Genomic DNA, 25,711 nt, shown 5'->3' with positions numbered 1-25,711 from the left:
GAGCGCCTACTCGACGTCGAGTTCGTGGCCGGCGTCGAACTCGCTGCCGGGCACCGGCCCGAGGCCGAGCAGGTCGGTGACGAGGTTGGCGACGTCGCCGTTGCGGACCGGCGGCGGCTCGTCGTACGCCGGCTGCCCGGTGCCGGGGTCCTCGTAGTCGGGGTTGAGGGTGTACAGGTCGCCGGCCTGGATCCCGGGGCCCCAGACGACGAACGGGATCGTGTAATTCACCGGCCTCGACGTGTCGCTGTGGCCGGCGGTGCCCGGCAGGCCGCCGTGGTCGGCCGTGACGACGAGGACCACGTCCTCGGCGAGGTCGTCGTCGCCGAGGATCGCGGACACCACGCGCTCGACGTCGGCATCCGCGCGGGTGACCGCGTCGACGTACGACGGGCTGCCCCACCCGGAGTCGTGGCCCGCCGAGTCGGGGCCCGCCAGGTGCAGGAGGACGAGGTCGTGGTGGTCGTCGTTGCGCAGCTCTCGGATCGCGGCGGTGACGAGCGCCGGCTGGCGCTTCTTGATCACCAGCTCGTCGATGGCGCCGGGCCAAGCGCGGCCCCACATCTCGAACTTCGCCTTGCCCGCGAACACGGCGCTGGTGCCGTCCGCCTCGTCGATCACGGTGAACACCGACTCGGTGCCGGGGGCCACCGACCCGGACGACGTGTGGTTCCAGGTCACGCCGTGGCCGCCCGAGGCGGCGTCGACCCGCCGGCCGGTGACCATGCCCGTGTGGTTGGGGAGGGTCACCGTCTTCTCGACCGCCGTGCGGGCGTTCAGCGTGCCCGCGCCCTGGGCGAGCAGGGTGGCGAGCGTCGGCGTCGACTCCTGGCTGACCCACGGTGAGCCGAGCCCGTCGACCGAGATGACGACGACCCGCGGGTCGTCCGGGAAGTCCTGGGCCGCGATGTCCTCGGCACGTTCGCCGAGCGCGGCATCGGCCTCGGAGCCGTCGGTGCCGTCGCCCTCGGACCCTTCGCCCCCGGAGCGGTTGCCGTCCGAGCCGTCGCCGCGGCCGCCCTCCTCGTCGTCCGGGCGGCTGCCGTCCTGCCGGGGTTGCGAGACGCCACTCTTGCGGTCCTCGAAGACGGCGGTGGGACCGTCGTCCTGGCGCAGCCACCACAGCCCGCCGACGGCGACCGCGACGACCAGCGCGACCACGGCCAGCGTGGCCGTCGTCGTGCCCCGCCTGCCCGGCGACGTGTGCGACATGGTCGCAAACCTAGTCGCCGCGGGGTCGGGCCGGACCGCGGTCGCTCCGGCCGATAGCCGGCCGATAGATTGAGGCCGTGCTGGACACCGTCTCTGTCGCATCGTCCGACCCCGACCGCGAGCAGCCGTGGGCCGACCTCGGGCTCAAGGAGGACGAGTACCAGCGGATCCGCGAGATCCTCGGTCGCCGCCCGACGAGCTCGGAGCTCGCGATGTACTCCGTCATGTGGAGCGAGCACTGCTCCTACAAGTCGTCGAAGGTGCACCTGAAGCAGTTCGGCGAGATCCCGCAGGAGACGCCGGTCGGCAAGATGCTGGCGGGCATCGGCGAGAACGCCGGCGTCATCGACATCGGCCAGGGCTACGCCGTCACGTTCAAGGTCGAGTCGCACAACCACCCGTCGTACGTCGAGCCCTACCAGGGCGCCGCGACCGGTGTCGGCGGCATCGTCCGCGACATCCTCGCCATGGGCGCCCGACCGGTCGCCGTCATGGACCCGCTGCGGTTCGGCCCGCTCGACGCCGAGGACACCCACCGGGTGCTCCCGGGGATCGTCGCGGGCGTCGGCGGCTACGGCAACTGCCTCGGTCTCCCCAACATCGGCGGCGAGGCCGTCTTCGACCCGACCTACCTCGGCAACCCGCTCGTCAACGCCCTCTGCGTGGGCGTGCTCCGGCACGAGGACCTCCACCTGGCCAAGGCGTCCGGCACCGGCAACAAGGTGATCCTGTACGGCGCCCGCACCGGCGGCGACGGCATCGGCGGCGTCTCGGTGCTGGCCTCCGAGACGTTCCAATCAAGCACCGCGGATGGGCCGGCTGGTCCATCGAAACGCCCGAGCGTGCAGGTCGGCGACCCGTTCATGGAGAAGCTGCTCATCGAGTGCACGCTCGAGCTTTTCCAGGCCGGTGTGGTCGCCGGCATCCAGGACCTCGGTGGCGCGGGGCTGTCCTGCGCCACCTCCGAGCTCGCCTCGGCGGGTGACGGCGGCATGACCGTCGAGCTCGACCGGGTGCCGCTGCGCGACTCGACGCTCGCTCCCGAGGAGATCCTCATGAGCGAGAGCCAGGAGCGGATGATGGCGGTCGTCGAGCCCGGCGACGTCGACGCCTTCATGGAGATCTGCCGGAAGTGGGACGTCGAGGCCGTCGTCATCGGCGAGGTCACCGATAGCGGCCGGCTCGAGATCACCTGGCACGGCGAGCTCGTCGTCGACGTCCCCCCGCGGACCGTCGCGCACGACGGCCCCGTCTACGAGCGCCCCTACCAGCGGCCGGCCTGGCAGGACGCGCTCCAGGCCGACGCCGCCGAGGCGCTTCCGCGGCCGACCTCGGGCGACGAGCTGCGCAAGACACTGCTGACGCTGGTGGCCAGCCCGAACCTCTGCGACAAGTCCTGGATCACCGACCAGTACGACCGCTACGTGCAGGGCAACACCGTCCTCGCGCAGCCGGCCGACAGCGGCATGATCCGCGTCGACGAGGACACCCACCTCGGCGTCTCCGTCGCCACCGACTGCAACGGTCGCTTCGCCAAGCTCGACCCCTACGCCGGCGCCCAGCTCGCGCTCGCCGAGGCCTACCGCAACGTCGCCACGGGCGGCGCGCGGCCGCTCGCGGTCAGCGACTGCCTCAACTTCGGCTCTCCCGAGGACCCGGGCGTGATGTGGCAGTTCGCCGAGGCCTGCCGGGGCCTCAAGGACGCGTGCGTGGAGCTCGGCATCCCGGTGACCGGCGGCAACGTCAGCCTCTACAACCAGACCGGAGAGACGGCGATCCTGCCGACCCCGGTGGTCGCGGTGCTCGGCGTGGTCGACGACGTACGACGCCGTACCCCGTCGTCGTTCCCGGCGGCCGACGAGCGGATCGTGCTGCTCGGCGAGACCCGTGAGGAGCTGTCGGGCAGCGAGTGGGCGCACGTCGTGCACGGGCACCTCGGCGGACGCCCGCCGCAGGTCGACTTGGCCGCCGAGCGCGACCTGGCGCGGCTGCTCGCCGACCTGGTCGGCGTGGCGACCAGCGCTCACGACCTGTCCGACGGTGGCCTGGCCCAGGCGCTCGTCGAGGCCGGCCTGGTCGGAGGCGTCGGGGCGACGGTGGCGCTCTCGGACGTGGCGGACGACGCGTTCGTCGCCCTGTTCGCGGAGTCCGCCGCCCGCGCGATCGTCACGGTGCCGGACGCGGACCTCGACGAGCTGCATGCGCTCTGCGCCCGCCACGACGTGCCGATGACCGAGATCGGCACGACCGGGGGAGACGCGCTGGTCGTGGAGGGTGCGTTCGACGTACCCCTCGACGAGCTGCGGGCCGCCTGGCAGGCGACCCTTCCGGACGCCCTCGGGGCCTGAGCGAGCGCGGTCGCTCCTCCGGTCGGACGGCGCTCTAGTACCTACGGGCCAGGACCCTCGAATCCTTCGGTCGGACTTCGGTCCCGGGTCTCGTCAACTGGTTGAAATGCTCACAACATGGTTGCTGGCACCCGACCGGGTGCCGCGACTTTGCAAGGAGCATTCCCATGGGGCATCCCTCATCCCGGACCAGCCGGATCGCCGTCGCCGCAGCGACGCCGGTCGCGATCGTCGCGGCCGCTGCGATGATCTGGCAGTCCTCCAACGCTGCGTTCACGGGGTCGACCCGGAACTCCGGCAACAACTGGGCCGCCGGTGCGGTCGCGCTCACTGACGACGACAACGGATCGGCGCGGTTCCAGGTGCAGAACATGGTGCCGGGCCAGACCGACTCGAAGTGTCTCAAGGTCACGGCGAACGCCAGCGTGCCGGGCACGGTGAAGGGCTACGCGGTCAACCCCACGTCCTCCGTCCACGGCCTGGAGAGCCGCATCAAGATCGCGATCCAGGCGGGGACCGGCGGCGGCTTCGGCTCCTGCGACGGCTTCACGTCCGAGGAGACGCTGATCTCCGGGGTGACCCTCGGCCAGCTCGCGACGGTCGACACCTACGAGGAGGGCATCGGCGGCTGGGACGTCACGGCCGGCACGCACTCGCGCACCTACCGCGTCACCTGGACGTTCGACACCACGGGCATGACGCAGAACCAGATCGACCAGCTGCAGGGTGCCCAGACCGGCATCGACATGCAGTGGGAGCTGCGGAGCAACTGACCCGGTGACGACGGGGACGGTGGCCACAGCGACACCGGGACCGGCGGTGGGAACCGCGGGCTCCGGTGCGCGGGGTGCCCTCCTCGGGTGGGCCACCATCGTCGCCCTCGTCATCTGCCGTGCGGGCGTCGCCTTCTTCGGGACGCTCGTCGTCGCCGCGCTCCTGCCGGTGGCGACCAGCTGGCAGGGGTACGCCGTCACCAGCGGCTCGATGGAGCCCCACGTCTCCGTGGGTGACGTCGTGCTCGGACGCCCGATGGCGCCCGCCGACGACGTGGCCCTCGGTCGGGTGTTCGTCTTCGAGGACCCGGCCGACCCCAGCGCCAGCCGGCTGCTGGTGCACCGCGTGGTCGATCGTCATCAGGGGGGACGATGGGTCACTGCGGGCGACGCCAACGCCGACTTCGACGTGGAGCCGGCGCCCCGCGCTGCCTTCCTCGCCCGCGCCGTCGTGCTCGTGCCGCTGGTCGGGCACCCGGTCAACTGGTGGCGGGACGGACGGCTCGGGCCGCTCGTCGTGGGGGGCGTCGCGGGCGGGGTGGCGCTGGGGATCGCCCTCACCGTCCGTCCGCCCGGCACGGGCGGCGGCGGTGGGGGTTCCGTGCGCCATGGGCGTCGGCGTCGTACGACCTCGCTGCGGCGCAGCGCCGCCGCCCTGCCGATGGTCGCGCTGGCGGTCACCCTGGTGACCGCCCCGGCGCTGGCCACCGCCTCGAGCGCGTTCACCGCCAACACCCGCAACCCGGGGAACAGCTGGGCGGTCGGGGACGTCGGGCTGCAGCCCTACAACAGCGCCGTGGTCGCCGACACCCCGTACCTCTACTACTACCTCGACGAGGCGAGCGGGCCGGCGCTCGCAGACTCCTCGGGCAACGGCCGCCACGGCACGGCGGCCGCGGTGGCCGGCTACCGGCGGGCGGGTGCGCTCCCGAACAACCCGGGCTACTCGGTCGACCTGGCCGGTGGCGGCCGGGTCGTCTCCGGCGGAACCGCGTGGGCCAACCCGACGACCTTCAGCCTCGAGCTGTGGTTCCGGACCACGAGCACGGCCGGCGGCAAGCTGATCGGGTTCGAGTCGGGCACCGGCAGCAGCTCGGTGAGCTACGACCGGCACGTCACCATCAACACCGCTGGCCGGCTCGTGTTCGGCGACTGGACCGCGTCGCCGTACCGCACGATCACCAGCCCGAACCGCTACAACGACGGGGCGTGGCACCACCTGGTGCTGGCTGCCGTGCCGCAGGGCTCGTCGCAGCTCGGCGCCTCCATGTACGTCGACGGGCAGCTGGTCGCGTCGGGCGTGAGTAGCCGCGTGGCGTCGTACTCCGGCTGGTGGCGCGTGGGCCAGGGCAGGACCGCCTCGGGCCTCGTCACGGGCTTCCCCGGCGGGGTCGACCAGGTCGCCGTTTACAGCAGCGCGCTCCCGGCCGGCCGGGTGCAGGCGCACTACGCCGCCCGGTGACCGGGGGATACGTTGAGCCCCGTGCGGCACTCCTACGGTCCCGACGCGCACCAGCTCGGTGAGCTGCGGGTCCCCGACGGGGACGCCCGCGGCGTCGTCGTCGTGATCCACGGCGGCTTCTGGCGGGCGGCGTACGACCTCTCGCTCGGGACCCCGCTGGCCGTCGACCTCACCGCGCGGGGCTGGGTGACCTGGAACCTGGAGTACCGCCGGGTCGGGAACGGCGGCGGCGTGCCGGCCACGCTGGACGACGTGGCAGCCGGCGTCGACCACCTCGCCACCCTCGCTGACGACGGCCTGGTGCCTCCGGGGAGCCTCGACCGCGTCGTCGTCCTCGGCCACTCCGCCGGCGGCCACCTCGCGGCCTGGGCCGGCGGGAGGGGCAGTGCGCGGGTCCCGGTCACGCACGTCGTCGCGCAGGCCGGTGTGCTCGATCTCGACGGGGCACTCCGGGCACGGCTCGGCGACGGGGCGGTCGAGGCGTTCCTCGGCGGCTCCGGCCCGCCCGACGCCCGCGTCGACCCCTTGCAGCAGGTGCCCCTCGACGTCCCGGTGTGGTGCGTGCACGCTCCTGACGACGACACGGTCCCGATCGAGCAGTCGCGGGCGTATGTCGACCGCGCCACCGCCGTCGGCGGCACCGCCACCCTGGTCGAGGTCACCGGCGGCCACTTCGGCGTGGTCGACGTGGCCCACGACGCCTGGGCGCGGATCCGCGGGTTGGTGGAGGGGATACGGTGAGGCGGTGTCGAAGCAGGAGGGTTACCGGCCGCTCGAGCCGGGTGTGCGCACGGATTTCACGCAGGAGCTGGACTACGCCGGCTACCTGGACCTCGACACGCTGCTCTCGGCGCAGCACCCGCTGAGCGATCCGGAGCACCCCGACGAGCTGCTGTTCGTCATCCAGCACCAGACCACCGAGCTGTGGCTCAAGCTGATGGTGCACGAGCTGGTGGGCGCGCGCGGCTACCTCGACGTCGACGACCTCTCCCGCGCCCGCAAGAGCCTCGCCCGGGTCAAGCACATCCTGCGCACGATCACGGAGCAGTGGTCGGTGCTGGCGACGCTGACCCCGAGCGAGTACGCCGAGTTCCGGCACGTGCTGGGGCCGGCCTCCGGATTCCAGTCGGTGCAGTACCGCGCGGTGGAGTTCCTCCTCGGCAACAAGAACCCGCAGATGCTCAAGGTCTTCTCCGGCAACCCCAACGCCCACGCCTTCCTGTCGGAGGCGCTCGAGAGCCCGACCGTCTACGACGCGTTCCTCCGCCTCGTGGCGCGCCGTGGGCTGCCGGTGCCGGCCACGGTGCTCGGACGTGACGTCAGCCGGCCGTGGGTCGAGGAGCCCGGGCTGGTCCCGGTGTTCCGCGAGGTCTACGAGGACCCCACTCGCTACTGGGACCTCTACGAGACCTCGGAGGACCTGGTCGATGTGGAGGACGCGTTCCAACAGTGGCGGTTCCGCCACCTGCGGACCGTGCAGCGCACGATCGGGTTCAAGCACGGCACGGGCGGCTCGTCGGGGGTGGCGTTCCTGAAGCGCGCGCTCGACCTCACCTTCTTCCCCGAGCTGATCACCGTCCGCACGGAGATCGGGCAGTCGTGAGCGTCCTGGACGACGTCGCCTCCCGGGCGGCCGAGCTCGACGCCGCGGACCCGCTGGCGTCGTACCGCGACGAGTTCGTCACGACCGACGGCGTGGTCGCCTACCTCGACGGCAACTCGCTCGGCCGGCCGCTCCACGCGACCCGCGAGCGGCTCGCCGGGTTCGTCGACGACGCGTGGGGAGACCGGCTGATCCGGGCCTGGGACGAGCAGTGGATGCATGCGCCGACCGAGCTCGGCGACACCATCGCCAGGGCCTGCCTGGGCGCCGTACCCGGCCAGACGGTCGTCGCGGACTCCACGACGGTGCTGCTCTACAAGCTGGTCCGGGCGGCGGTCGACAGCCAGGCGGGGCGGACCGAGATCGTGGCGGACACCGACAACTTCCCGACCGACCGGTTCGTCGTCGAGGGGGTTGCGGCCGAGCGCGGCCTGGAGGTGCGGTGGATCCGGCCCGAGGCCGGCACCGGGGTGACCCCCGAGCAGGTGCGCGCCGCCGTGTCGGACCGCACCGCGCTGGTGCTGCTCAGCCACGTCGACTACCGCTCCGGCCGGATCGCCGACCTCCCGGCGATCACCGGGATCGTGCACGCCGCCGGCGCCCTCGTGCTCTGGGACCTCTGCCACTCGGCGGGCGCCGTCGAGCTCGCCGTCGACGACCACGAGGTCGACCTCGCCGTCGGCTGCACCTACAAGTACCTCAACGGCGGTCCCGGAGCGCCCGCCTTCGCCTACCTCGCGCGGCGCCACCACGGCCGGCTCCAGCAGCCGGTCCAGGGCTGGATGGGAGCGGCCGACCCGTTCGCGATGGGTGACCGCTACCAGCCGGCGGCCGGTGTGCGGCAGCTCGTCAGCGGCACCCCGCCGATCGTCGGCATGCTGCCGATGCGCGACATGCTGGCGCTCATCGAGAGAGCCGGCATGGCCGAGCTCCGCCGCAAGTCGACGGCGCTGACCGGCTTCGCGATCGAGGTCGCCGACGAGCTCCTGGCGCCGTACGACGTCCGCCTGGCCTCGCCTCGCGACGACCGGGTGCGGGGCAGTCACATCACGCTCGAGCACCCCGAGTTCCGGGCGGTGACGGCCGAGCTGTGGCGACGGGGCGTGATCCCCGACTTCCGCCCGCCGAACGGCCTGCGGATCGGGCTGTCGCCGCTGAGCACCTCGTTCGCCGAGGTCGCCGCCGGGCTGTCGGCCGTCGCGGAGCTGCTCAGTCCATCCAGATCTTGAGGGTCTCCTCCGCGCTGGCCCGCTGCCGCCTCGGCGGGTCCCAGTTGCCCCACGAGTTGTTGAGGACCAGCCGGTAGGTCACCTCGAGGTCCAGCGGTCCCTGCTCGGGGTCGTCCTCCGGCACCTCGAAGAGGAGGTGCTTGCTCCAGCCGCAGGTGTACTTCGACCTGATGGGGCAGACGTCGGCGTCGTCCTCGGTCGAGAGCTCGAGGTCGGGGCGCTCGCCGTCGATCTCCGGTCTCACCTTGACGTCGGTCGCCAGGTAGCGGGCGCCGGTGCCGAAGAGGTTGGTCTCGCCGTAGATCCGCATCTCGGTCGACAGGGTCACCGCCAGCCAGAGGCTGCCGTCCGGTGCCCACTCGCCTGCTGCGTACGGCGTCAGGACCGGGCCGATCAGGGCGCAGCTGAACTCGGCGCTGACGGTGCGGCTCTCGAACCAGGTCTCCTTGGAGCAGTCCTTCTTGCGGAGCCGTTCCTCGTCGATGTCGTAGAGGGCGGCCGCCCTGCCCTCCTCGCGGTCGCCGGTCACGAGGTCGAGCGTCTGGGTCTCGCCGTCGAAGTCGATCTCGAGCGAGCGCTCCTCCGCCTTGCCCGCCACGACGACGTAGAACGACTCGCCGCCCACGGCGTCCTGGTCGGGCGGCGGCAGGCGGTAGCGCCCGTCCTCGGTCACGAGGTCGACGTGGGGGGTGTCCCTGGTGTCGACGATCCCGCCCAAGCGGTCGGAGCCCCAGGTGTCCCACTGCCAGGTGATCGGCACCAGGACGCTGCCGGACGGGGCCGAGACGGCCTCCCGGCTGCGGGTCTCGTCGGCAGCCGCCTCGTCGACGGGCTTCGGGGCCCGGACGAGCAGCTGGCCGATCGGCAGCGTGATGGTCGTCCGCCGGCCGCTGGTGAACTGGTCGTCGGCGCGCGCCCTGACGACGTCGCCGTCGGCGATCTCCGCCGCCTCGTCGCCGCAGGCGGCGAGCGACGGCGTCAGCACGACGAGGATCGACGCGAGGGCGATGCGGGCGAGCATGGGCCTCATTGTGTCCGATGCGGGTTTGTAGGCTCGCCCCGTGCCCTCCCGACTCCGCCGCGCCGACCCGCACGCGGTCGAGGCGGCGCTCGCGCGGGTGACGGACGGCACCCGGGAGCAGGCGGACCTCCGGCTGCTCACGAAGCACTTCCTCGCCCTGCTCGAGGAGCAGGCGCCCGGCCGCTCGGTCGAGGTCCGGGTGCCGCCCTATGCGGCCGTCCAGGTGGTGGAGGGCGTGCGGCATACGCGCGGCACCCCTCCCGCCGTCATCGAGACCGACGCCGACACCTGGATCGCGCTCGCGACCGGTGAGGTCGGCTGGGCCGACGCCCTCGCCGGCGGCCGCGTGCACGCCAGTGGCGAGCGCACCGACCTGTCGCCGTACCTCCCGCTCGGGTGACGTAGGTTTCCTGCATGACGATGGCGAGTGAGGAGATCAAGGCCAGGATCGCGAGCGTGCTCCCGGGCGTCCGCAAGGACCTCGAGGACCTGGTCCGCATCCAGTCCGTGAGTGCCGACCCCGAGCGGCTGACCGAGGTCGAGCGCAGCGCCGAGGCGACCGCTGCGCTGTTCCGCGCCGAGGGTGTCGACGCCCGCATCGTCCGCGCGTACGACGGCGCCCCGCCCGCCGTGATCGGCGAGAAGCGCGGCCCCGAGGGTGCGCCCGTCGTGCTCCTCTACGCCCACCACGACGTGCAGCCCGAGAACGACCCCGCCGACTGGGACAGCCCGCCGTGGGAGCCGACCGAGCGGAACGGTCGTCTCTACGGCCGCGGCGCTGCCGACGACAAGGCCGGCATCATGACCCACGTCGCGGCGCTCCGGGTCTTCGGCGACGACCTCCCCGTGACGGTCCGGCTCTTCATCGAGGGCGAGGAGGAGGTCGCGAGCGCGACCCTCCCGCAGCTGCTGCAGCAGTACCTGGAAGACCTGCGCGCCGACGTCATCGTCATCGCCGACTCCGGCAACTGGGACATCGGCGTGCCGGCCCTGACCACGAGCCTGCGCGGCCTGGTGCGGGTCAACGTCGAGGTCCGCACCCTGACCCACGCCGTTCACCAGGGCATGTGGGGCGGTCTGGTGCCGGACGCGGTGATGACCCTCGCCCGGCTGATCGCCTCGCTCCACGACGACGACGGCAACCTCGCCGTCGAGGGCCTGGTCAGCGGCCCCGCCGCCGACGTCGACTACCCGGAGGACCGGCTGCGCGCGGAGTCCGGCGTCGCGCCCGGCGTCGAGTGGATCGGATCCGGCCCGAAGGTCGAGCGGCTCTGGACCCAGCCGGCGCTCTCGGTCATCGGCCTCGACGCGCCGAAGGTCGACGGCTCCTCCAACACACTGATCCCCGCCGCCCGCGCCCGGCTCGCGCTCCGCACCGCCCCCGGCGAGACGTCGGCCAACGCCGTGGCCTGCCTCCAGCAGCACCTCGAGAAGCACGTCCCGTGGGGCGCCCAGCTGTCGATCCACGTCGTCGACACCGGCGAGCCGATCGCGCTCGACGTCGCCGGCCCGGCCTACGACGCCGCCCGCTCGGCGTTCACCGAGGCCTGGGGCGGAACCGAGCCGGTCGACATGGGCGTCGGCGGCTCGATCCCGTTCATCGCCGAGTTCCTCGAGGCCATGCCGGGCGCCAGCGTGCTCGTGACCGGTGTCGAGGACCCCGACACCCGCGCCCATGGCGCCAACGAGGGGCTCCACCTGGCCGAGTTCGAGAAGGTCCTCGTCGCCGAGGCGCTCCTGCTGCGGAACCTCGGGGTCTGAGCGGCGGCGCGGCGGTGCTGTAACTACGTGTTATGGCACCTACCACGGTGGTCGACCACCCTGGTAGTAGCCATAACACGTAGTTACAGGTCCCGCCGGCCGCCCGTGGCCCATCCCACGCCCGCGCCGAATCAGGTCTGAGGCCCTCCGGCCGTTAGACTCGCACTCGTGTGCGGCGTATTCGGCGTCTGGGCCCCCGGTGAGGACGTCGCGAAGCTCACCTACTTCGGGCTCTACGCGCTCCAGCACCGGGGTCAGGAGTCGGCCGGCATCTCGGTGAGCAACGGCCGCCAGATCCTCGTCTACAAGGACATGGGCCTCGTCTCCCAGGTCTTCGACGAGACCACCCTCGACTCGTTCCAGGGTCACCTCGCCGTCGGTCACTGCCGCTACTCCACCACCGGCGCGAGCACCTGGCAGAACGCCCAGCCGACCTTCCGCCCGACCGCCCACGGCTCGATCGCGCTCGGCCACAACGGCAACCTCATCAACACCGCCGATCTCGCCGAGCTGGTCGCGGACCTGCCGAGCGACGAGGACGAGCTCGACATCCACGCCCGCAACCTCGAGGCCGAGACCAACGACACCGGGCTGGTCACCGCGCTCCTCGCCCACCACCCCGACCAGTCGCTGGAGGCTCGCGCGCTCGAGCTGCTGCCGCAGGTCAAGGGCGCCTTCTGCTTCGTCTTCATGAACGAGGACACGCTGTACGCCGCGCGCGACCCCGAGGGGATCCGGCCGCTGGTCCTCGGCCGTCTCGACCGCGGCTGGGTGGTCGCGAGCGAGAGCGCCGCGCTGGCCACGATCGGCGCCAGCGTCGTCCGCGAGGTCGAGCCGGGGGAGCTGCTCGTCATCGACGAGGGCGGGCTCCGCTCCCACAAGTTCTCCGAACCCAAGCGCAAGGGCTGCGTCTTCGAGTACGTCTACCTCGCCCGGCCCGACGCCAGCATCGCCGGCCGCAGCGTCCACGAGGCGCGCGTCGAGATGGGTCGCCGGCTGGCCCGTGAGTTCCCGGTCGAGGCCGACCTGGTGATCCCGGTGCCCGAGTCCGGCACCCCGGCCGCCTCCGGCTACGCGCTGGAGAGCGGCATCCCGTTCGGTCAGGGCTTCGTGAAGAACGCCTACGTCGGACGCACCTTCATCCAGCCCAGCCAGACGCTCCGCCAGCTCGGCATCCGGCTCAAGCTCAACGCGCTCGAGCACATGATCCGCGGCAAGCGGATCGTCGTCGTCGACGACTCGATCGTCCGCGGCAACACCCAGCGGGCGCAGATCCGGATGCTGCGCGAGGCCGGGGCGACCGAGGTCCACGTCCGGATCTCGAGCCCGCCGGTGAAGTGGCCGTGCTTCTACGGCATCGACTTCGCGACCCGCGCCGAGCTCATCGCCAACGGCCTCGAGGTCGACGAGATCGCCGCGAGCGTCGGCGCCGACAGCCTCGGCTACATCTCGCTCGAGGGCATGGTCGAGGCGACCGGGCAGCCGCAGACGAGCCTGTGCACCGCCTGCTTCACGGGCGACTACCCGATCCCGCTGCCCGATGAGAGCCTGCTCGGCAAGCACCTCCTGGAGGCGACGCTCACCTCGCCGGTCCACGGCGAGGCGCTGCCCGTCTTCAACAACCCCTAGAAGGAAGCGTCGCCTTGCCCGACCACGCCGATCAGTCCAGCGCCGATCCGTCCAGCCAGGGGGCCTACGCCCGCGCCGGCGTCGACATCGACGCCGCCGACAAGGCCGTCGACCTGATGAAGGTCTGGGTCGAGAAGGCCCGGCGGCCGGAGATGATCGGCGGGCTCGGCGGTTTCGCGGGGCTGTTCGACGCGAGCGCGCTGACGTCGTACAAGCGGCCGCTGCTCGCCACCTCCACCGACGGCGTCGGCACCAAGGTCGCCGTCGCGCAGATGATGGACAAGCACGACACGATCGGCTTCGACCTGGTCGGCATGGTCGTCGACGACCTGGTCGTGTGTGGGGCCGAGCCGCTGTTCATGACCGACTACATCGCGACCGGAAAGGTCGTGCCGGAGCGGATCGCCGCGATCGTCAAGGGCATCGCCGAGGCGTGCGTCGAGGCCGGCTGCGCGCTGGTCGGCGGCGAGACCGCCGAGCACCCCGGGCTGCTCGCCCCGGACGAGTACGACGTCGCGGGCGCCACCACCGGGGTGGTCGAGGCCGACGCGTTGCTCGGCCCGGGTCGGGTGCGACCGGGCGACGTCGTGATCGCAATGGCAGCCAGCGGCCTCCACTCCAACGGCTACTCGCTGGCGCGGCACGTGTTCTTCACGCAGGCCGGGTGGACCGTCGACCGCCAGGTCGAGGAGTTCGGCCGTACCCTCGGCGAGGAGCTCCTCGAGCCCACCCGGATCTACACCAAGGCCGGCCTGGCGCTCGCCCGCGAGACCCAGACCCACGCGATGGCCCACGTCACGGGCGGGGGACTCGCCAACAACCTCGCCCGGGTGATGCCGCCCGAGCTGCGGGCCACGCTCGACCGCGCCAGCTGGCAGCCGGCGCCGGTCTTCGACGTCGTCCGCCGGCTGGGCGACGTCTCCCAGCCCGACCTCGAGGCCACGCTCAACTGCGGCGTCGGCATGGTCGCGCTGACCCACCCCGACTCGGCCGACGCGGCGCTCGGCCGCCTCGCGGAGCTCGGCATCGACGCGTGGGTGGCCGGTGAGGTCGACGTCGATCCCGATCAGTTGGGCACGGTCCGACTCGTCGGCCAGCACCCCGGCTGGTGATCTCAGCGACTTTCGGCCCCGGAAGGGCATCTCGGTGTGCGGGAACACCCACCGAGCAGGTAGCGTTGGAGTCACGAGACTATGTATCAGTAGTCCGGGGCGCTTGGTCGCCCCGGCCAAGTGTGCGAGGGGGCTGGACCCTATGGGCCGCGGCCGAGCTAAAGCGAAGCAGACGAAGGTCGCGCGCGACCTCAAGTACCGCACTCACGAGACTGACCTCAGTGCCCTGGCGCGAGAGCTCCACGGTGATGAGGGCGAGTCCGACGTGGGCGTGGTCGAAGACCTCGACAAGTGGTCGGACTACGCCGACCCCCAGCGCGACTGACGCACTAGTCCCGCGCGAGCGTGTCGCACGTCGTGCGGCACCGCCCGGAGCCGAGCGAGCTCGGTCCGGGGGCACCCCACGAGTGCTCGGTCAGCGCAGCCAGATCCCGCGCAGCCGTCCGACCTCGAGCATCCGCTGCTCGGCCATCCGGTCGGCCGCGGTGGCGGTCGGGACACCGTCGCTCTTGGCGCGCTCGAGGACCAGCCGCGTGGTGTCGTAGATCCGTGCCGCCTGCCCCTTGGCGCGCTCGAAGTTGAAGCCCTCGAACTCGTCGGCGACCTGGATCAGCCCGCCCGCATTCACGACGTAGTCGGGTGCGTAGACGATCCCGCGGTCCTCGACGAGCTTCTCCACCCCGGGGTGGGCGAGCTGGTTGTTGGCGGCGCCACAGACGATGCGGGCCGTGAGCTCGCCGACGACCGTGTCGGTGAGTGCCCCTCCGAGCGCGCACGGCGCGTAGACGTCGAGCTCTCCGGCGACCAGCGCCTCGGTGGACTCCACGACGCGGACCGTCGGGTGCTCGTCGCGCACCCGGGCGACGGCGGCGGGGGAGACGTCGGTGATGACCACGTGGGCGCCTGCGTCGACCAGGTGGCGGACCAGGTGGCGGCCGACCTTGCCGACGCCGGCCACGCCCACGGTGCGGCCCGCGAGGACGGCGCCGGGGTCGGCGTCGCCCCAGACCGACTCCGCCGCAGCGCGGAGGCCGCAGAAGACGCCGTACGCCGTCAGCACGCTGCTGTCGCCCGCTCCGCCGTGCGCCTCGGTGCGTCCGGTGACGTGGGAGCACTCCCGGGCGACCAGGTCCATGTCCTCGCTGTAGGTCCCCACGTCGCACGCCGTGATGTAGCGGCCGCCGAGCGACTCGACGAACCGTCCGTAGGCGCGCAGCAGCGCCTCGGTCTTCTGCGTGGCCGGGTCCCCGATGATGACGGCCTTGCCGCCGCCCAGGTCGAGCCCGGCGAGCGACGCCTTGTAGGACATGCCGCGGGAGAGCGCGAGCACGTCCGCCAGCGCGGCCGCGGTGGACGGGTACGGGTGGAAGCGGGTGCCGCCGAGGGCCGGTCCGAGCGCCGTGGAGTGGATCGCGATGATCGCCCGGAGGCCGCTGGCGGGATCGTTGGCGACGACGACCTGCTCGTGCTCGAGGTCGTGCTCGAGGAGGTCGGTCGCGGATACGACGGGATCCGGACGGCTGCTGGTGTGCTCCGACATGGTGATGTCGCTTTCTGTTCAGCCACGGGGGTGGTGTGGCGTGGTGTGGCCGGCGCGCGGGGGTGGTGCGGCCGGTGATGTCCACGATAGGACGACGTGGCGGCGATCACCACGACCGGGCCACCTCACGGGGATCGGGGACGAAAGCCCGGGCCGGCACGCAACCGAAACGGGGTCGCCGGACGTCGTACTGTCGTGCGCTCGATCCGTCATCTCCTCGCCGTCGTGCTGACGGCTCTCGCCGCGTCGATCACCGTCTTCACCGGCGGGGTGGCCGCCACGGCGGACGTTCGGGGCGACGGCGCGTCCCCGGACGGGGACACCGCCGTGGTCGAGCCGGCTGAGCGGGCGGACGACTCGGCATCGGACCGGAACGTCCTCCTGGCGATCGCCGGGGGGTCCGGCGTCGTCATCCTCGGCGCTCTGGTCGTCGGCGCCGCGCGCGTCCGCCGCGCGTCCGGGACCCTCTGAGACAAGGGCCGGACGAGCCGCTCCCCCATGGCGCAGGCCCGTCCGGCCACCTGGACAACGAGTCCCGGGCGGAAGGGGTACGTCAGGCTCGGCGCAGCGTCGAGCGGACCCGGTCGTGGAGAAGCGCGGCGCGAGCGGCGTTGTTGCCGCACGCCCCGTGCACGCCGCCCCCGGGGTGGGCCGCGGACGACGCGAGGTAGAGGCCGGGCACGCCGGTCTCCGGCCGCCCGCGCAGCGCGGGGATCGGGCGGAAGACGAGCTGCTGCTGGAGCTGGCTGGTGCCGCCGCCGATCGCGCCGCCGATCAGGTTGGCGTTGCGGGACTCCAGCTCGAGCGGGCCGAGCACCCGCCGGGCGCGGACCAGCGCGCCGAAGCCGGGAGCGCGGCGCTCGAACTGCGCCTGGATCCGGTCCGCCATCCGCTCGAGGTCGTCGTGGTCCCACCGGCCGGCGATCTCCTCGCCCGCGTCGCCCACGAGGTCGCCGGGCTGCGGCACGTGCGTGTAGGCCCAGACGGACTCCGTGCCGGGAGGCGAGCGGGTCGGGTCGGCGGTCGTCATCCGGCCGGCGACGAGGAACGGCTTCGTCGGCACGACGCCGGCCGTGACCTGGTCGAACGCGATCGCCAGGTCCTCCAGCGAGTCGGCGAGGTGGATGGTTCCCGGTGCGACGACGGGTGGCTCCGCCCACGGGACCGGCCCCGCGAGTGCCCAGTCCACCTTGACGGTCCCCGGGTCCGGACGGAACCGCCGCATGCCGGCGTGCACCCGCGCCGGGACGTCCGCGGGCGCGAGCAGCCGCCCGAAGAGCGCCGGCGCCGAGACGTCGGCCAGCACGGCACGGCGTACGGCGATCCGCTCGCCGTCCGCCGTCCTGACCGCAGCCACCCGCCCGTCGGCGGTCTCGATGCCGACCACCTCGGTGTCGCAGCGGATCTCCCCGCCCGCGGCGGTCAGCCGCGCGGCGAGCGCGGCGCTCAGCCGGCCGGCGCCGCCCTCGGGCACGGGGAAGCCGACCGTCTGCCCCAGCATCGCCAGCATCACCCCGAGCAGCCCGGAGCCGGGGGCGGTGAGCGGGATGTCGGAGTGCGCGGCGTTGCCGGCGAGCAGCAGACGGGCGCGCGGCCCGGCGAAGCGTTCGCGGGCGAGCTCCAGGACCGGGCTGAGGAGCGTGCGCACGAGGTCGAGGCCTCCCGCCCGTGCGACGCGGGGCATCGCCCTGAGGCCGGTCCGGACCGGCGGGAACGGCGAGAGCACGGCGGACAGGACGTCGTCACCGATCCGGTCCCAGGTGGCCACGAGTTCGAGCCAGGCGGCCCCGTCGCCGCCGTGGGCCTCGTCCAGGAGGCGGGCCGTGAGCTCCCGGTCGCGGTGCAGGAGCGCCCAGCCGTCGTCGGTGGGGTGGCCGAGCGCCGCCGGCGCGTGCCGCCACCGCAGCCCGTGCCGCTCGAGCTGGAGAGCCCGGAGCGCCGGCGACGCGACGCCGAGGGGGTAGAACGCGCTGAAGGTGTCGTGGACGAACTGCGGGTCGAGCTCGCGGTCGCTGCGCACGGCGCCGCCCACCTCCGGCTGCGCCTCCAGGAGCAGCACCGACCACCCCGCGTCCGCGAGCCGGTTGGCAGCGACCAGCCCGTTCGGACCGGCGCCGACGACGACCGCGTCAGGAAGCGTCATGCCGTGGCGCGACCCTCCACCAGGAAGGCCAGCCGGCGCAGCGTCTCGGTGTTCCGCCACTTGAGCAGCGGGCTGCGCACGGGCTTGGGGATGAGCAGGGCCGGGCCCTTGGAGGCGTCCTCCTCGATCACCACGTCGGTGTCGGGGCCGTGCGGCTCGAGGCGGAACGTCACCCGCGCCTCGCCGGTCGGCCACGCGCGGGCGAGCAGGGTCAGCCGGGTCGGCGGGTCGCACTCCAGGACCGTGGTCCGGTCGTCGATCAGCGCCGGCCAGGTGCCCACGGAGTGGTGCAGCTCGGAGCCGGGCGCGGGCCAGTCGGCGTCGACGTCGCGCATCCGGGAGGCACCGACGACGAAGAGCGGGTAGAGCCAGCCGTCGCAGAGCACCTTCCAGACCTGGTCGGCGCTGGCGTGGACGGTACGTCGGTGGGTGCTCATCGGCGGCTCCTCGCTCGCGGGGGCGTCGGGCCGAGGGGGTACCCGTGCCCGGTGCTCACATACCGACGCTACCGGGCACTGGGCGACCGGACCCTGGGTACTGCCGGGAGCGTGATCTCGAGCGGTGACGTCGTCCTGGTGACCGGAGCCTCGGGCGGGATCGGGCGGGAGATCGTCCGGCCGGTCGCCGCCCGGGGAGCGGCCGTCGTACTGGTGGCCCGCGGCGAGCAGCGGCTCCGAGAGGTGGAGAGCGTCGCGCAGGACGCGGGGGCCCGGTCGACCTACGTGCTGCCGGCCGACGTCGGTGACCAGGCGGCGGTGACGGCCGTGGTCGAGGAGACGCTGGAGCGGTACGGCCGGATCGACGCAGTCGTCAACGCCGCCGGCGTCTTCGCCTGTGGTCCGGTGGCCCGGGTTCCCGCCGAGGTCTTCGACGCCGTGGTGCGGATCAACCTGCTCGGGTCCGCCAACGTGGCGCGCGCGACCCTGCCGGTCCTCGCGAGGCAGGAGCGCGGGTCGCTCCTGCTGTTCGGCTCGCTGCTGGGCCACGTGACCGCGCAGTACCTCGCGCCGTACGCCGTGAGCAAGTGGGGCGTGCGAGCGCTCGCCCGGACGCTGGAGGCGGAGTACGCCGACACTGCCGTCCGGATCGGCTATGTCGCTCCCAGCGGCGTGGACACCCCGATCTACCGGCGTGCGGCCAACTACGTCGGCCATCCGCTGCGTCCGCCGCCGCCCTTGGTGCCCCCCTCGTTCGTGGCGCGCGACGTCGTCGACTTCCTCGACGGGCGCCGAAGGGTCCGGCTGGCGAAGCCTGTGCCCCGGCTGTTCCACCGGGCCGCACGCGCCGGCTTTGCGCTGCTGCCGTCGCCGGCCTACGACGCGGTGGCCGGAACCATGGTGACCAGGGCTGGCATGGACCGCGAGCGGTCCGCCGACCCGGACCCGGGCGCCGTCTTCGAGCCCGTCAGCTGATCTCCATGTCGGCGTCGCTCCAGAACGCCCGCATGGTCGTGATCCGGCCGTCCTCGTCGAAGGTCATCACGTCGATCGGGGCGAGCGTGTAGGTCTGGTCGCCGACGCGGGTGACCAGCTCGAACTGGAAGGCGGCCTCCCCGGCGGCGACGCGGGCGGACACCAGCCTGCTCTCCTGCTCGAGGGGCTCGATCGAGGCGTAGAACTCGCGGATCGACTCGCGGGTGGTGCGCACGTCGGTGCCAACCGGGTCCTCGACGGTCGCCCCCTCGGCGTACAGCGCCAGGATCTCGTCGGCGGTGCCCTTGCCGACGAGGTCGACGTAGCGCTGGATGGTCTCGAGGATCTGGTCCCGCTCGGCCGCCATGGCTGCCCCTTCGGTCAAATGTAGAACGTGTTCTCGTTCTACTCAGGGTAGCTGCTGGGCCGGCTGCTCGGGAGTGAGGGAGGGGGCGGGAGCGAGCCCGACGGTGCCCGACCCGCTCAGCTGGACGACCGTGCGCGGCTGGACCGTGCGGAGCAGGGTGAACAGCGCCCCGACGACGAGCAGCAGGCCGACGATCTCGCAGGTCTCCTCGATCGTCAGCACGGTGAGGTACGGCGTGGACTTCCGCCCGCTCTCGACGGCGTACCCGCTGAGCATCTCGACGAAGATGGCCCCACCGAAGTAGACGGCCACCGCGGCGATCAGTCGCCGGTAGACGGCGGCCGGCAGCGAGAGGGCGACGGGAGCGAAGTACCAAGCGCAGAAGGCGAGGAACGCCACCGCGGGCAGCAGCCAGGCGAAGTAGAAGAGCCCGAAGTCGATCTCGAGGCCGCGCCGCAGCGGGCCGGTGAGCATGTCGTGGAGCTGGGCCGTCTCGTCGATCGCCATCACCCCGATCAGGCCCGCCAGCGCGACCCAGCGGTGGGCGAGGGGCGCGCCCTGCTCCCGGGCGTGGGCCGCGACGGCCAGCGTCATGAGGGCGCAGCAGAGCAGCAGGAACGACACGTACCAGGCGGCGAGGTTGCCCTCGGCGTTCAGGTCGAACTGGCGCGGGACGCTGATGTCACGCCGGACACCGAACTGCACGTCGAGGACGAGGGTCACGACGTGCCCGACCACGAGCACGGCCGCGCTCGTCCAGAGCCAGCGGAGGAGAGGGAACGACAACACAACGGGACGGTAAGTCCTCCGGCGGCCGGACTTCGCCGGATTTACCGATTTGGTACTCCCGCGGAGCGGTCAGGAGGCGGGCGACGTGGTGCTCACCACAGTGAGCCGGTAGCGCAGCACCATCGGCCGGACGCCCAACGCCTGGAACGAGAGGTACGGCCAGCTCCACGCCGGGTCCTTCTGGTCCGGCTGCAGCGCCGCCGTCACGCCGGTCGCGCCGGCTCCGTTGAAGCTGTCGCCGCTGCCCGCCGGGAGGATCTGCGCGATCGTCACCTCGGCCGCCAGCGCTGGCTCGTCGCCGGCACGGACCGCCTCGGCGTCCGGTGGCACGAACCCCATCGGGGTCGCGTCGATCTGGCTGGGGACGAACATGAAAATCCCGGAGTCCTGCACGATCGTGACCTCGCCGCTGTAGGTGCGCAGCCGCGCGGCCGACCCGTCCGGCGCGAACGCGGGCTGGTCCAGCACCGGGGACGGCGTGACGCCGGTGAGTCGCAGAGCCACGCCCGCCACGGTAGGTGGTCGGGTACCTTCGGCGCATCAGGAGACCGCCGACACCGGGGAGCGTGCATGACCGACGTGCGACCACGGCGATCCGGCCTGCGCGCCGTGCCCGCCGCGTTCGGCCGGGGCCGGGAGCGGCTGGCTGGTGTGTTCCAGCACCGCTACCCGACGGTGGCCGTCACCGGCATGACCGGCGTCGGCAAGACCGAGCTCGTCGACCACCTCAGCGGCCGTCCACGCCCCGGTGGCGTGCCCGAGTCCGGCTCCGCCGTCATGGAGCGGCGCGTACGACGCGACGCCCGCCTGCGGGGCTTCCGGTTCCGCGTGGTCCCGGGCGAGAACGCCGCGACCCGGCTCGGGGCGCTGGACCAGGTCTTCCACGACGACCCCGTCGACGGGGTGCTGCACGTGGTCGCCAACGGCTACGCGACCGGGCGCCGTACGGCGGGCACCACCGGCAACGTCGCCGCCGACCGCGAGGAGCAGCTACGCCGCGAGCTCGAGGACTGGACGGTCACGGCCCACCGGATCGCGTCGATGGCCGTGCGCCGGAGCCACCCGACCTGGCTGATCGTCGTCGTGACGAAGGTCGACCTCTACCCGGACGACGTCGACGAGGTGGTCCGCTCCTACTCCCCCGGCAGCGGGACGCCGTTCGGCGACCGGCTCGACGAGCTGCGCGCCCTGGCGGGCGGGGCCAAGCTCTCCGTCGACGTGCTGCCCGCCTGCAGCCACCTCGCGGACGGCACCCCGGTCAAGCCGCGGCAGCGCGACGCCTACCTGGCCGCGCTCGAAGCCCGGATGGCGCAGCTCGCCGGCCACGTCTGAGGGTCTGAGCGCCTGAGGGCCTGAGGGGCGTCAGGGCAGCTGGTTGCCCGGCAGCAGTGCCGACACGAACAGCACGCCGGAGGTGACCAGGCACCCCGCGAGAAGCCGGTCGACCTGACTGCCGACCTTCACGTCGGCGGCGACCAGCCGCCATGCCGTCATGCCGACGGCGACGGCCATCAGCAGGCCGGTGTAGAGCACCATGGTGGCGGCGTCCATGGTCTGTCCTCCTGGGGTGCGCAGGCGTGTCTTGGACTCCTAACGAGCCAGGGGTGCCGGGGGCACGCCCGGGTACAGACGAAGTCATGAGGAAATCCTTGGTGCTGGCACCGCTGGCAGCTCTCGGGGCGGTGGCGGCCCGGGACCTCCTGCAACGAGACCACGCGATCCTGCGCAACTTCCCCGTGGTCGGGCACGCTCGCTACCTGCTGGAGGCCGTCGGCCCGGAGCTGCGGCAGTACATCGTGGCCGGCAACGACGAGGAGCGTCCCTTCAGCAGGGACCAGCGGCGCTGGATCTACGCGTCGTCGAAGCTCCAGAACAACTACTTCGGGTTCGGCACCGACAACGACCTCGAGCGGGCCGCGGGCAACGTCATCGTCCACCACCGGACGTTCGGCGAGGAGTACCCCACGCACGGCGCCGTCGGCCAGGAGGCCCGGCTGCCTGCGGCGAAGGTGCTGGGTGGTCCGCGCGGACGACGGCACAGCTTCCGCCCGGGCTCGGTCGTGAACATCTCGGCGATGAGCTACGGATCGCTCTCCGGCCCGGCGGTGGAGGCCCTCAACCGTGGTGCGGCCGACGCCGGCTGCCTCCACAACACCGGTGAGGGGGCCGTCTCGCCGTACCACCGGCACGGCGGCGAGCTCGTCTTCCAGATCGGTACGGCGTACTTCGGCTGTCGCGACGAGCGGGGCCGGTTCAGCCTGCCCCGGCTCAAGGAGCTGGTCGACTCGGCGCCGATCCGGGCCCTGGAGATCAAGCTCAGCCAGGGCGCCAAGCCGGGGCTCGGCGGGGTGCTGCCGGCGGCAAAGGTGTCCCCGGAGATCGCCGAGACCCGCGGCGTCCCCATGGACCAGGACTGCCTCAGCCCCTCGCGGCACGCCGAGTTCGACGGCGTCGACTCGATGCTGGACTTCGTCGAGATGCTCGCCGAGGAGACCGGGCTGCCGGTCGGGATCAAGTCGGCGGTCGGCGACCTCGGGTTCTGGCAGCGGCTGACGGACGTGATGGCGCGCGAGGAGCGGGGCGTCGACTTCGTCACCATCGACGGCGGGGAGGGCGGCACCGGAGCGTCGCCGCTGATCTTCACCGACGCGGTGTCGTTGCCGTTCCGGGTCGGCTTCGCCCGCGCGTACGCCGAGTTCGCCCGTCGCGGTCTCCACGAGAAGGTGACGTTCATCGGCGCCGGCAAGCTGGGCCTGCCCGACAACGCGGTGGTCGCGTTCGCGCTCGGCGTCGACATGGTCAACGTCGCCCGGGAGGCGATGTTCGCCGTCGGCTGCATCCAGGCCCAGAAGTGCCACACCGGCGGCTGCCCGACCGGCGTCGCCACCCAGCACCCGTGGCTGACCCATGGCCTCGAGCCGGTGTCGAAGGGCGACCGGGTGGCCAACTACGTGCGGACGCTGCGCCGCGACCTCCTCAAGGTCGCGGAGACCTGCGGGGTCGCCCACCCCGGCCTGATCGGCCCGCGGTCGGTCGAGCTCGTCGACCACCTCTCGGGCGGTGGCCTGCTCGAGGACGTCTACGGCTACGAGCCGGGCTGGGGCTACCCCTCGGACGACGACTGCGCCGAGATCTCGCGGATCATGGCGGCGACCGAGGAGGAAGAGGTGGAGACCGAGGGTCCGCCCGAGACCGCCGAGGACGGCCCTCCGAGCGACGACCTCGAGGGGGACCTGCCCGAGACGGGCGACTAGCGCACGTCTTGCTCGCGGTGCGCGGGGGACGGAGGCACACGCAACGCCAGCAGCGCGAGGTCGTCGCTGGCGGGGCCCTCCTGGAACTCCTCGATGTCCCCGACCAGACCGTCGACCAGGCGTCGGGGCTCGCTGCCCCGGGCGCGGACCGACGCCAGCAGGCGGTGGTCGTCGAAGAAGTCCGACCCGCGGCGCGCGTCGGTCGCTCCGTCGGTGTAGAGCAGGAGACCCCGCCCCGGCTCGATCGTCAGGTGCGTCTCCGGGTAGTGGGCACCCTCGATCACCCCGATGAGTGGTCCTGCCTCGGTGACCGCCGCGACCTCACCGCTCCCGCCAAGCAGCAGCGGTGGCGGGTGTCCGCCCACGCTCAGCACCGCTCGCCAGGACGCGCCGTGCGGGCGTAGCCGGACGAGGACCGCGGTGCAGAAAAGCTCGGTCTCGTGGCTCCGGAGCAGCTCGTTGAGATTGGCGAGCGCGTGTGCCGTCCCCTCGGACTCGACGGCTGCAGCGCGCAGCGTCCAGCGGGCGAGCGCCGTGACCGTCGCCGCCTCCGCGTCCTTGCCGCAGACGTCGCCCAGGAGGACGCCCCACTCGTCGCGGCCGAGCTGGAACACGTCGTAGAAGTCTCCGCCGACGAGCAGCCCGTCGGCAGCCGGTCGATAGGCGGTCGCGAGCTCCAGCCCCGGGATCCGCGGCTCGGTGGGCGGCAGGAGCGTCTGCTGCAGAGTCCGCGCGAGGGTACGGGCGCGTGCCTCCGACGCCTCCGCCCGATCCTTCTCTGCCCGCAGCTCGCGCTCGTAGCGCCGTCGGTCACTCGCGTCGAACACGGCGACACGGATCAGCCGCGGTCGTCCTTCCTCGTCGCGCACGAGGGTCGCGTTGACCAGGACCGGGAGGCGGCCGCCGTCCGCGCGCACCAGGTCCAGAGCCAGCTCCCGGACCTTGTCGTGCATCTGCAGCAGGGGCGCGTAGTGCGTCTCGTGGTAGATACGACCACCTGGGGTCAGCAGGTCGACGAACGACCGTTGTCGGACCAGTCCCTCGCGGTCCGTGCCCAACCACCTGCAGAGGGTGGCGTTGGCCTTCACGATGACTCCCTCAGGGGTCGTCGACAGGAAGCCGCACGGCGCCTGCTCGTAGAGCTGGACCGGGTCGTCCTCGACCAGGGCGTCGAGGAAGGCTTCCTGGGCGGGCTCGGTCACGCCCCCGCCCCAACCCCTCCGACGAAGTCGGCGATCGCACGCACGGTGGACTCAGGCGCGCTCAGGTTGGGACAGTGGCCGGTGGCGTCGAGAAGCACCAGCTGACTGACGGGCAGCGACCGGTGGACGTACTCGCCAACCGCGACAGGTGCGATCGCGTCGTCGCGGCACTGCAGCACGAGGGTCGGGACGGTCACCCGCGCGAGATCCGGTCGGTTGTCGGACAGGAAGGTCACGCGAGCCCACTGCTGCGCGATCGAGGGGTCCATCCGGCAGAAGCTCTGGGTGAGCTCCTCGCCGAGCTCGGGTCGGTCGGCGTTGCCCATGATCGCGGGCGCCATCGCGGCCGACCAGCCGAGGTAGTTGCTCGACAGCGAGTCGAGAAGCTCCACGATGTCGGCCTCGCCGAAGCCTCCGGAGTACGCCGAGCCGGGGTCGTCGATGTAACGCGGCGACGGGCCGACCATGACGAGGCGGGCGAAGCGGTCCGGCTCGGCGGCGACCGCGAGAGCGCCGATCATCGACGAGACGGAGTGGCCGACGAACACCACGTCGCGCAGGTCCAGGTCGTGAACCAGGTCCAGCACATCGGCGGCGTACCCGTGCAGCGTCGAGTAGCGCTCGGCGTCCCACGCGGACGCCTCCGAGCCGCCACAACCGACGTAGTCGAAGAGCACGACGCGGAAGCGGTCCGCGAACGAGGGAGCGACGTGTCGCCACATCTCCTGGTCGCACCCGAAGCCGTGCGCGAAGACCATCGGCTGGCCGTCGGGCGGCCCGGTGACGGTCACGTTGAGCTTGGCAGCGGCGTCCACCGCTCGACTGTAGTCGAGGAGGACAGCCGCGCCGCGGCC

26 protein-coding genes are annotated in these 25,711 nt (G+C 72.5%); 15 read left to right on the top strand and 11 right to left on the bottom strand.

What is annotated here, in order from left to right; genetic code table 11:
• Positions 1-6 precede the first annotated feature (6 nt).
• Positions 7-1,212 (bottom strand): alkaline phosphatase family protein, encoded by a 1,206-nt coding sequence (locus F0U47_RS08855; RefSeq protein WP_149749922.1) that lies wholly within the window; start codon positions 1,210-1,212, stop codon positions 7-9.
• A 77-nt stretch (positions 1,213-1,289) separates the two neighbouring features.
• Here F0U47_RS08855 and purL point away from each other — a divergent pair, with 77 nt between their 5' ends.
• From purL to F0U47_RS08825, 6 genes are all read left to right on the top strand, one after another.
• On the top strand, positions 1,290-3,560 hold the full coding sequence (gene purL / locus F0U47_RS08850) for a phosphoribosylformylglycinamidine synthase subunit PurL (RefSeq protein WP_149749921.1): 2,271 nt from the start codon (positions 1,290-1,292) through the stop codon (positions 3,558-3,560).
• Between the two features lie 167 nt (positions 3,561-3,727).
• Positions 3,728-4,333, top strand: coding sequence for a hypothetical protein (locus F0U47_RS08845; protein WP_149749920.1), 606 nt, complete (start codon positions 3,728-3,730; stop codon positions 4,331-4,333).
• Between the two features lie 19 nt (positions 4,334-4,352).
• Positions 4,353-5,795 (top strand): LamG-like jellyroll fold domain-containing protein, encoded by a 1,443-nt coding sequence (locus tag F0U47_RS08840; RefSeq protein WP_149749919.1) that lies wholly within the window; start codon positions 4,353-4,355, stop codon positions 5,793-5,795.
• A 21-nt stretch (positions 5,796-5,816) separates the two neighbouring features.
• Positions 5,817-6,536 (top strand): alpha/beta hydrolase family protein, encoded by a 720-nt coding sequence (locus F0U47_RS08835; protein ID WP_246159531.1) that lies wholly within the window; start codon positions 5,817-5,819, stop codon positions 6,534-6,536.
• Between the two features lie 4 nt (positions 6,537-6,540).
• Positions 6,541-7,398: a tryptophan 2,3-dioxygenase gene (locus F0U47_RS08830; protein WP_149749917.1), complete on the top strand. Its 858-nt coding sequence runs from the start codon at positions 6,541-6,543 to the stop codon at positions 7,396-7,398.
• Entirely contained in the window at positions 7,395-8,627 is a 1,233-nt protein-coding gene (locus tag F0U47_RS08825; RefSeq protein ID WP_149749916.1) for a kynureninase, read from the top strand. The genes F0U47_RS08830 and F0U47_RS08825 overlap by 4 nt, the downstream gene beginning before the upstream one ends.
• Here the strand turns inward: F0U47_RS08825 and F0U47_RS08820 are convergent.
• Complete coding sequence (locus F0U47_RS08820; RefSeq protein WP_149749915.1) at positions 8,608-9,648, bottom strand: hypothetical protein; 1,041 nt, start codon at positions 9,646-9,648, stop codon at positions 8,608-8,610. The genes F0U47_RS08825 and F0U47_RS08820 overlap by 20 nt on opposite strands.
• A 40-nt stretch (positions 9,649-9,688) precedes the next feature.
• Here F0U47_RS08820 and F0U47_RS08815 point away from each other — a divergent pair, with 40 nt between their 5' ends.
• The 5 genes from F0U47_RS08815 to F0U47_RS08795 all read left to right on the top strand — a co-directional run bounded on the left by F0U47_RS08815 (position 9,689) and on the right by F0U47_RS08795 (position 14,475).
• On the top strand, positions 9,689-10,048 hold the full coding sequence (locus F0U47_RS08815; protein ID WP_149749914.1) for a sterol carrier family protein: 360 nt from the start codon (positions 9,689-9,691) through the stop codon (positions 10,046-10,048).
• Positions 10,049-10,062: 14 nt separating this feature from the next.
• On the top strand, positions 10,063-11,409 hold the full coding sequence (locus tag F0U47_RS08810; RefSeq protein ID WP_223162700.1) for a dipeptidase: 1,347 nt from the start codon (positions 10,063-10,065) through the stop codon (positions 11,407-11,409).
• Positions 11,410-11,577: 168 nt separating this feature from the next.
• A complete protein-coding gene (purF, locus tag F0U47_RS08805; RefSeq protein ID WP_149749913.1) occupies positions 11,578-13,038 on the top strand; it encodes an amidophosphoribosyltransferase in 1,461 nt (486 codons plus the stop codon).
• 14 nt (positions 13,039-13,052) lie between these two features.
• Positions 13,053-14,150 carry a phosphoribosylformylglycinamidine cyclo-ligase gene (purM, locus tag F0U47_RS08800; RefSeq protein ID WP_149749912.1) on the top strand — a complete coding sequence of 366 codons (1,098 nt, stop codon included), beginning with the start codon at positions 13,053-13,055 and terminating at the stop codon, positions 14,148-14,150.
• Between the two features lie 142 nt (positions 14,151-14,292).
• Positions 14,293-14,475 (top strand): DUF3073 domain-containing protein, encoded by a 183-nt coding sequence (locus F0U47_RS08795; RefSeq protein WP_149749911.1) that lies wholly within the window; start codon positions 14,293-14,295, stop codon positions 14,473-14,475.
• Between the two features lie 90 nt (positions 14,476-14,565).
• Here the strand turns inward: F0U47_RS08795 and F0U47_RS08790 are convergent, their stop codons facing one another.
• Positions 14,566-15,690: a Glu/Leu/Phe/Val family dehydrogenase gene (locus tag F0U47_RS08790; protein ID WP_149749910.1), complete on the bottom strand. Its 1,125-nt coding sequence runs from the start codon at positions 15,688-15,690 to the stop codon at positions 14,566-14,568.
• Positions 15,691-15,885: 195 nt separating this feature from the next.
• Between F0U47_RS08790 and F0U47_RS08785 the strand changes: the two genes are divergently transcribed.
• Positions 15,886-16,161, top strand: coding sequence for a hypothetical protein (locus F0U47_RS08785; protein ID WP_149749909.1), 276 nt, complete (start codon positions 15,886-15,888; stop codon positions 16,159-16,161).
• An 82-nt stretch (positions 16,162-16,243) separates the two neighbouring features.
• Here F0U47_RS08785 and F0U47_RS08780 read toward each other — a convergent pair whose 3' ends face one another.
• Positions 16,244-17,833, bottom strand: a complete 1,590-nt coding sequence (locus F0U47_RS08780) for a phytoene desaturase family protein (RefSeq protein WP_149749908.1) — start codon at positions 17,831-17,833, stop codon at positions 16,244-16,246.
• On the bottom strand, positions 17,830-18,270 hold the full coding sequence (locus F0U47_RS08775; protein ID WP_149749907.1) for an SRPBCC family protein: 441 nt from the start codon (positions 18,268-18,270) through the stop codon (positions 17,830-17,832). The genes F0U47_RS08780 and F0U47_RS08775 overlap by 4 nt, the downstream gene beginning before the upstream one ends.
• A 51-nt stretch (positions 18,271-18,321) precedes the next feature.
• On the opposite strand from F0U47_RS08775, the gene F0U47_RS08770 reads away from it, so the two are divergent.
• Entirely contained in the window at positions 18,322-19,245 is a 924-nt protein-coding gene (locus tag F0U47_RS08770; RefSeq protein WP_188111235.1) for an SDR family NAD(P)-dependent oxidoreductase, read from the top strand.
• Here the strand turns inward: F0U47_RS08770 and F0U47_RS08765 are convergent.
• The 3 genes from F0U47_RS08765 to F0U47_RS08755 all read right to left on the bottom strand — a co-directional run bounded on the left by F0U47_RS08765 (position 19,238) and on the right by F0U47_RS08755 (position 20,905).
• Positions 19,238-19,612, bottom strand: a complete 375-nt coding sequence (locus F0U47_RS08765; RefSeq protein WP_149749905.1) for a nuclear transport factor 2 family protein — start codon at positions 19,610-19,612, stop codon at positions 19,238-19,240. The two genes, F0U47_RS08770 and F0U47_RS08765, sit on opposite strands and share 8 nt — an antisense overlap.
• Before the next feature lie 42 nt (positions 19,613-19,654).
• Positions 19,655-20,401 carry a DUF8692 domain-containing protein gene (locus tag F0U47_RS08760; RefSeq protein WP_149749904.1) on the bottom strand — a complete coding sequence of 249 codons (747 nt, stop codon included), beginning with the start codon at positions 20,399-20,401 and terminating at the stop codon, positions 19,655-19,657.
• Positions 20,402-20,470: 69 nt separating this feature from the next.
• The gene (locus F0U47_RS08755) at positions 20,471-20,905 is read right to left on the bottom strand and encodes a hypothetical protein (RefSeq protein WP_149749903.1); all 435 of its coding nucleotides are present in this window, start codon (positions 20,903-20,905) and stop codon (positions 20,471-20,473) included.
• Positions 20,906-20,971: 66 nt separating this feature from the next.
• Here F0U47_RS08755 and F0U47_RS08750 point away from each other — a divergent pair, with 66 nt between their 5' ends.
• Positions 20,972-21,733: a GTPase domain-containing protein gene (locus F0U47_RS08750; protein ID WP_223162699.1), complete on the top strand. Its 762-nt coding sequence runs from the start codon at positions 20,972-20,974 to the stop codon at positions 21,731-21,733.
• Between the two features lie 30 nt (positions 21,734-21,763).
• Here the strand turns inward: F0U47_RS08750 and F0U47_RS08745 are convergent, their stop codons facing one another.
• Entirely contained in the window at positions 21,764-21,952 is a 189-nt protein-coding gene (locus tag F0U47_RS08745; protein ID WP_149749902.1) for a hypothetical protein, read from the bottom strand.
• An 86-nt stretch (positions 21,953-22,038) separates the two neighbouring features.
• Between F0U47_RS08745 and F0U47_RS08740 the strand changes: the two genes are divergently transcribed.
• Positions 22,039-23,655 (top strand): FMN-binding glutamate synthase family protein, encoded by a 1,617-nt coding sequence (locus F0U47_RS08740; RefSeq protein ID WP_149749901.1) that lies wholly within the window; start codon positions 22,039-22,041, stop codon positions 23,653-23,655.
• Here the strand turns inward: F0U47_RS08740 and F0U47_RS08735 are convergent.
• Both F0U47_RS08735 and F0U47_RS08730 read right to left on the bottom strand, forming a co-directional pair.
• Complete coding sequence (locus F0U47_RS08735; RefSeq protein WP_149749900.1) at positions 23,652-24,857, bottom strand: SpoIIE family protein phosphatase; 1,206 nt, start codon at positions 24,855-24,857, stop codon at positions 23,652-23,654. The two genes, F0U47_RS08740 and F0U47_RS08735, sit on opposite strands and share 4 nt — an antisense overlap.
• Positions 24,854-25,672: an alpha/beta fold hydrolase gene (locus F0U47_RS08730; RefSeq protein ID WP_149749899.1), complete on the bottom strand. Its 819-nt coding sequence runs from the start codon at positions 25,670-25,672 to the stop codon at positions 24,854-24,856. Before F0U47_RS08730 ends, F0U47_RS08735 begins: the two co-directional genes overlap by 4 nt.
• Positions 25,673-25,711: the final 39 nt, after the last annotated feature.

The organism is Nocardioides antri (assembly GCF_008373765.1).
GTDB lineage: Bacteria > Actinomycetota > Actinomycetes > Propionibacteriales > Nocardioidaceae > Nocardioides > Nocardioides antri.
Note: the sequence above shows the minus strand (reverse complement) of the source record. Positions and strands in the feature narration are given on the sequence as shown.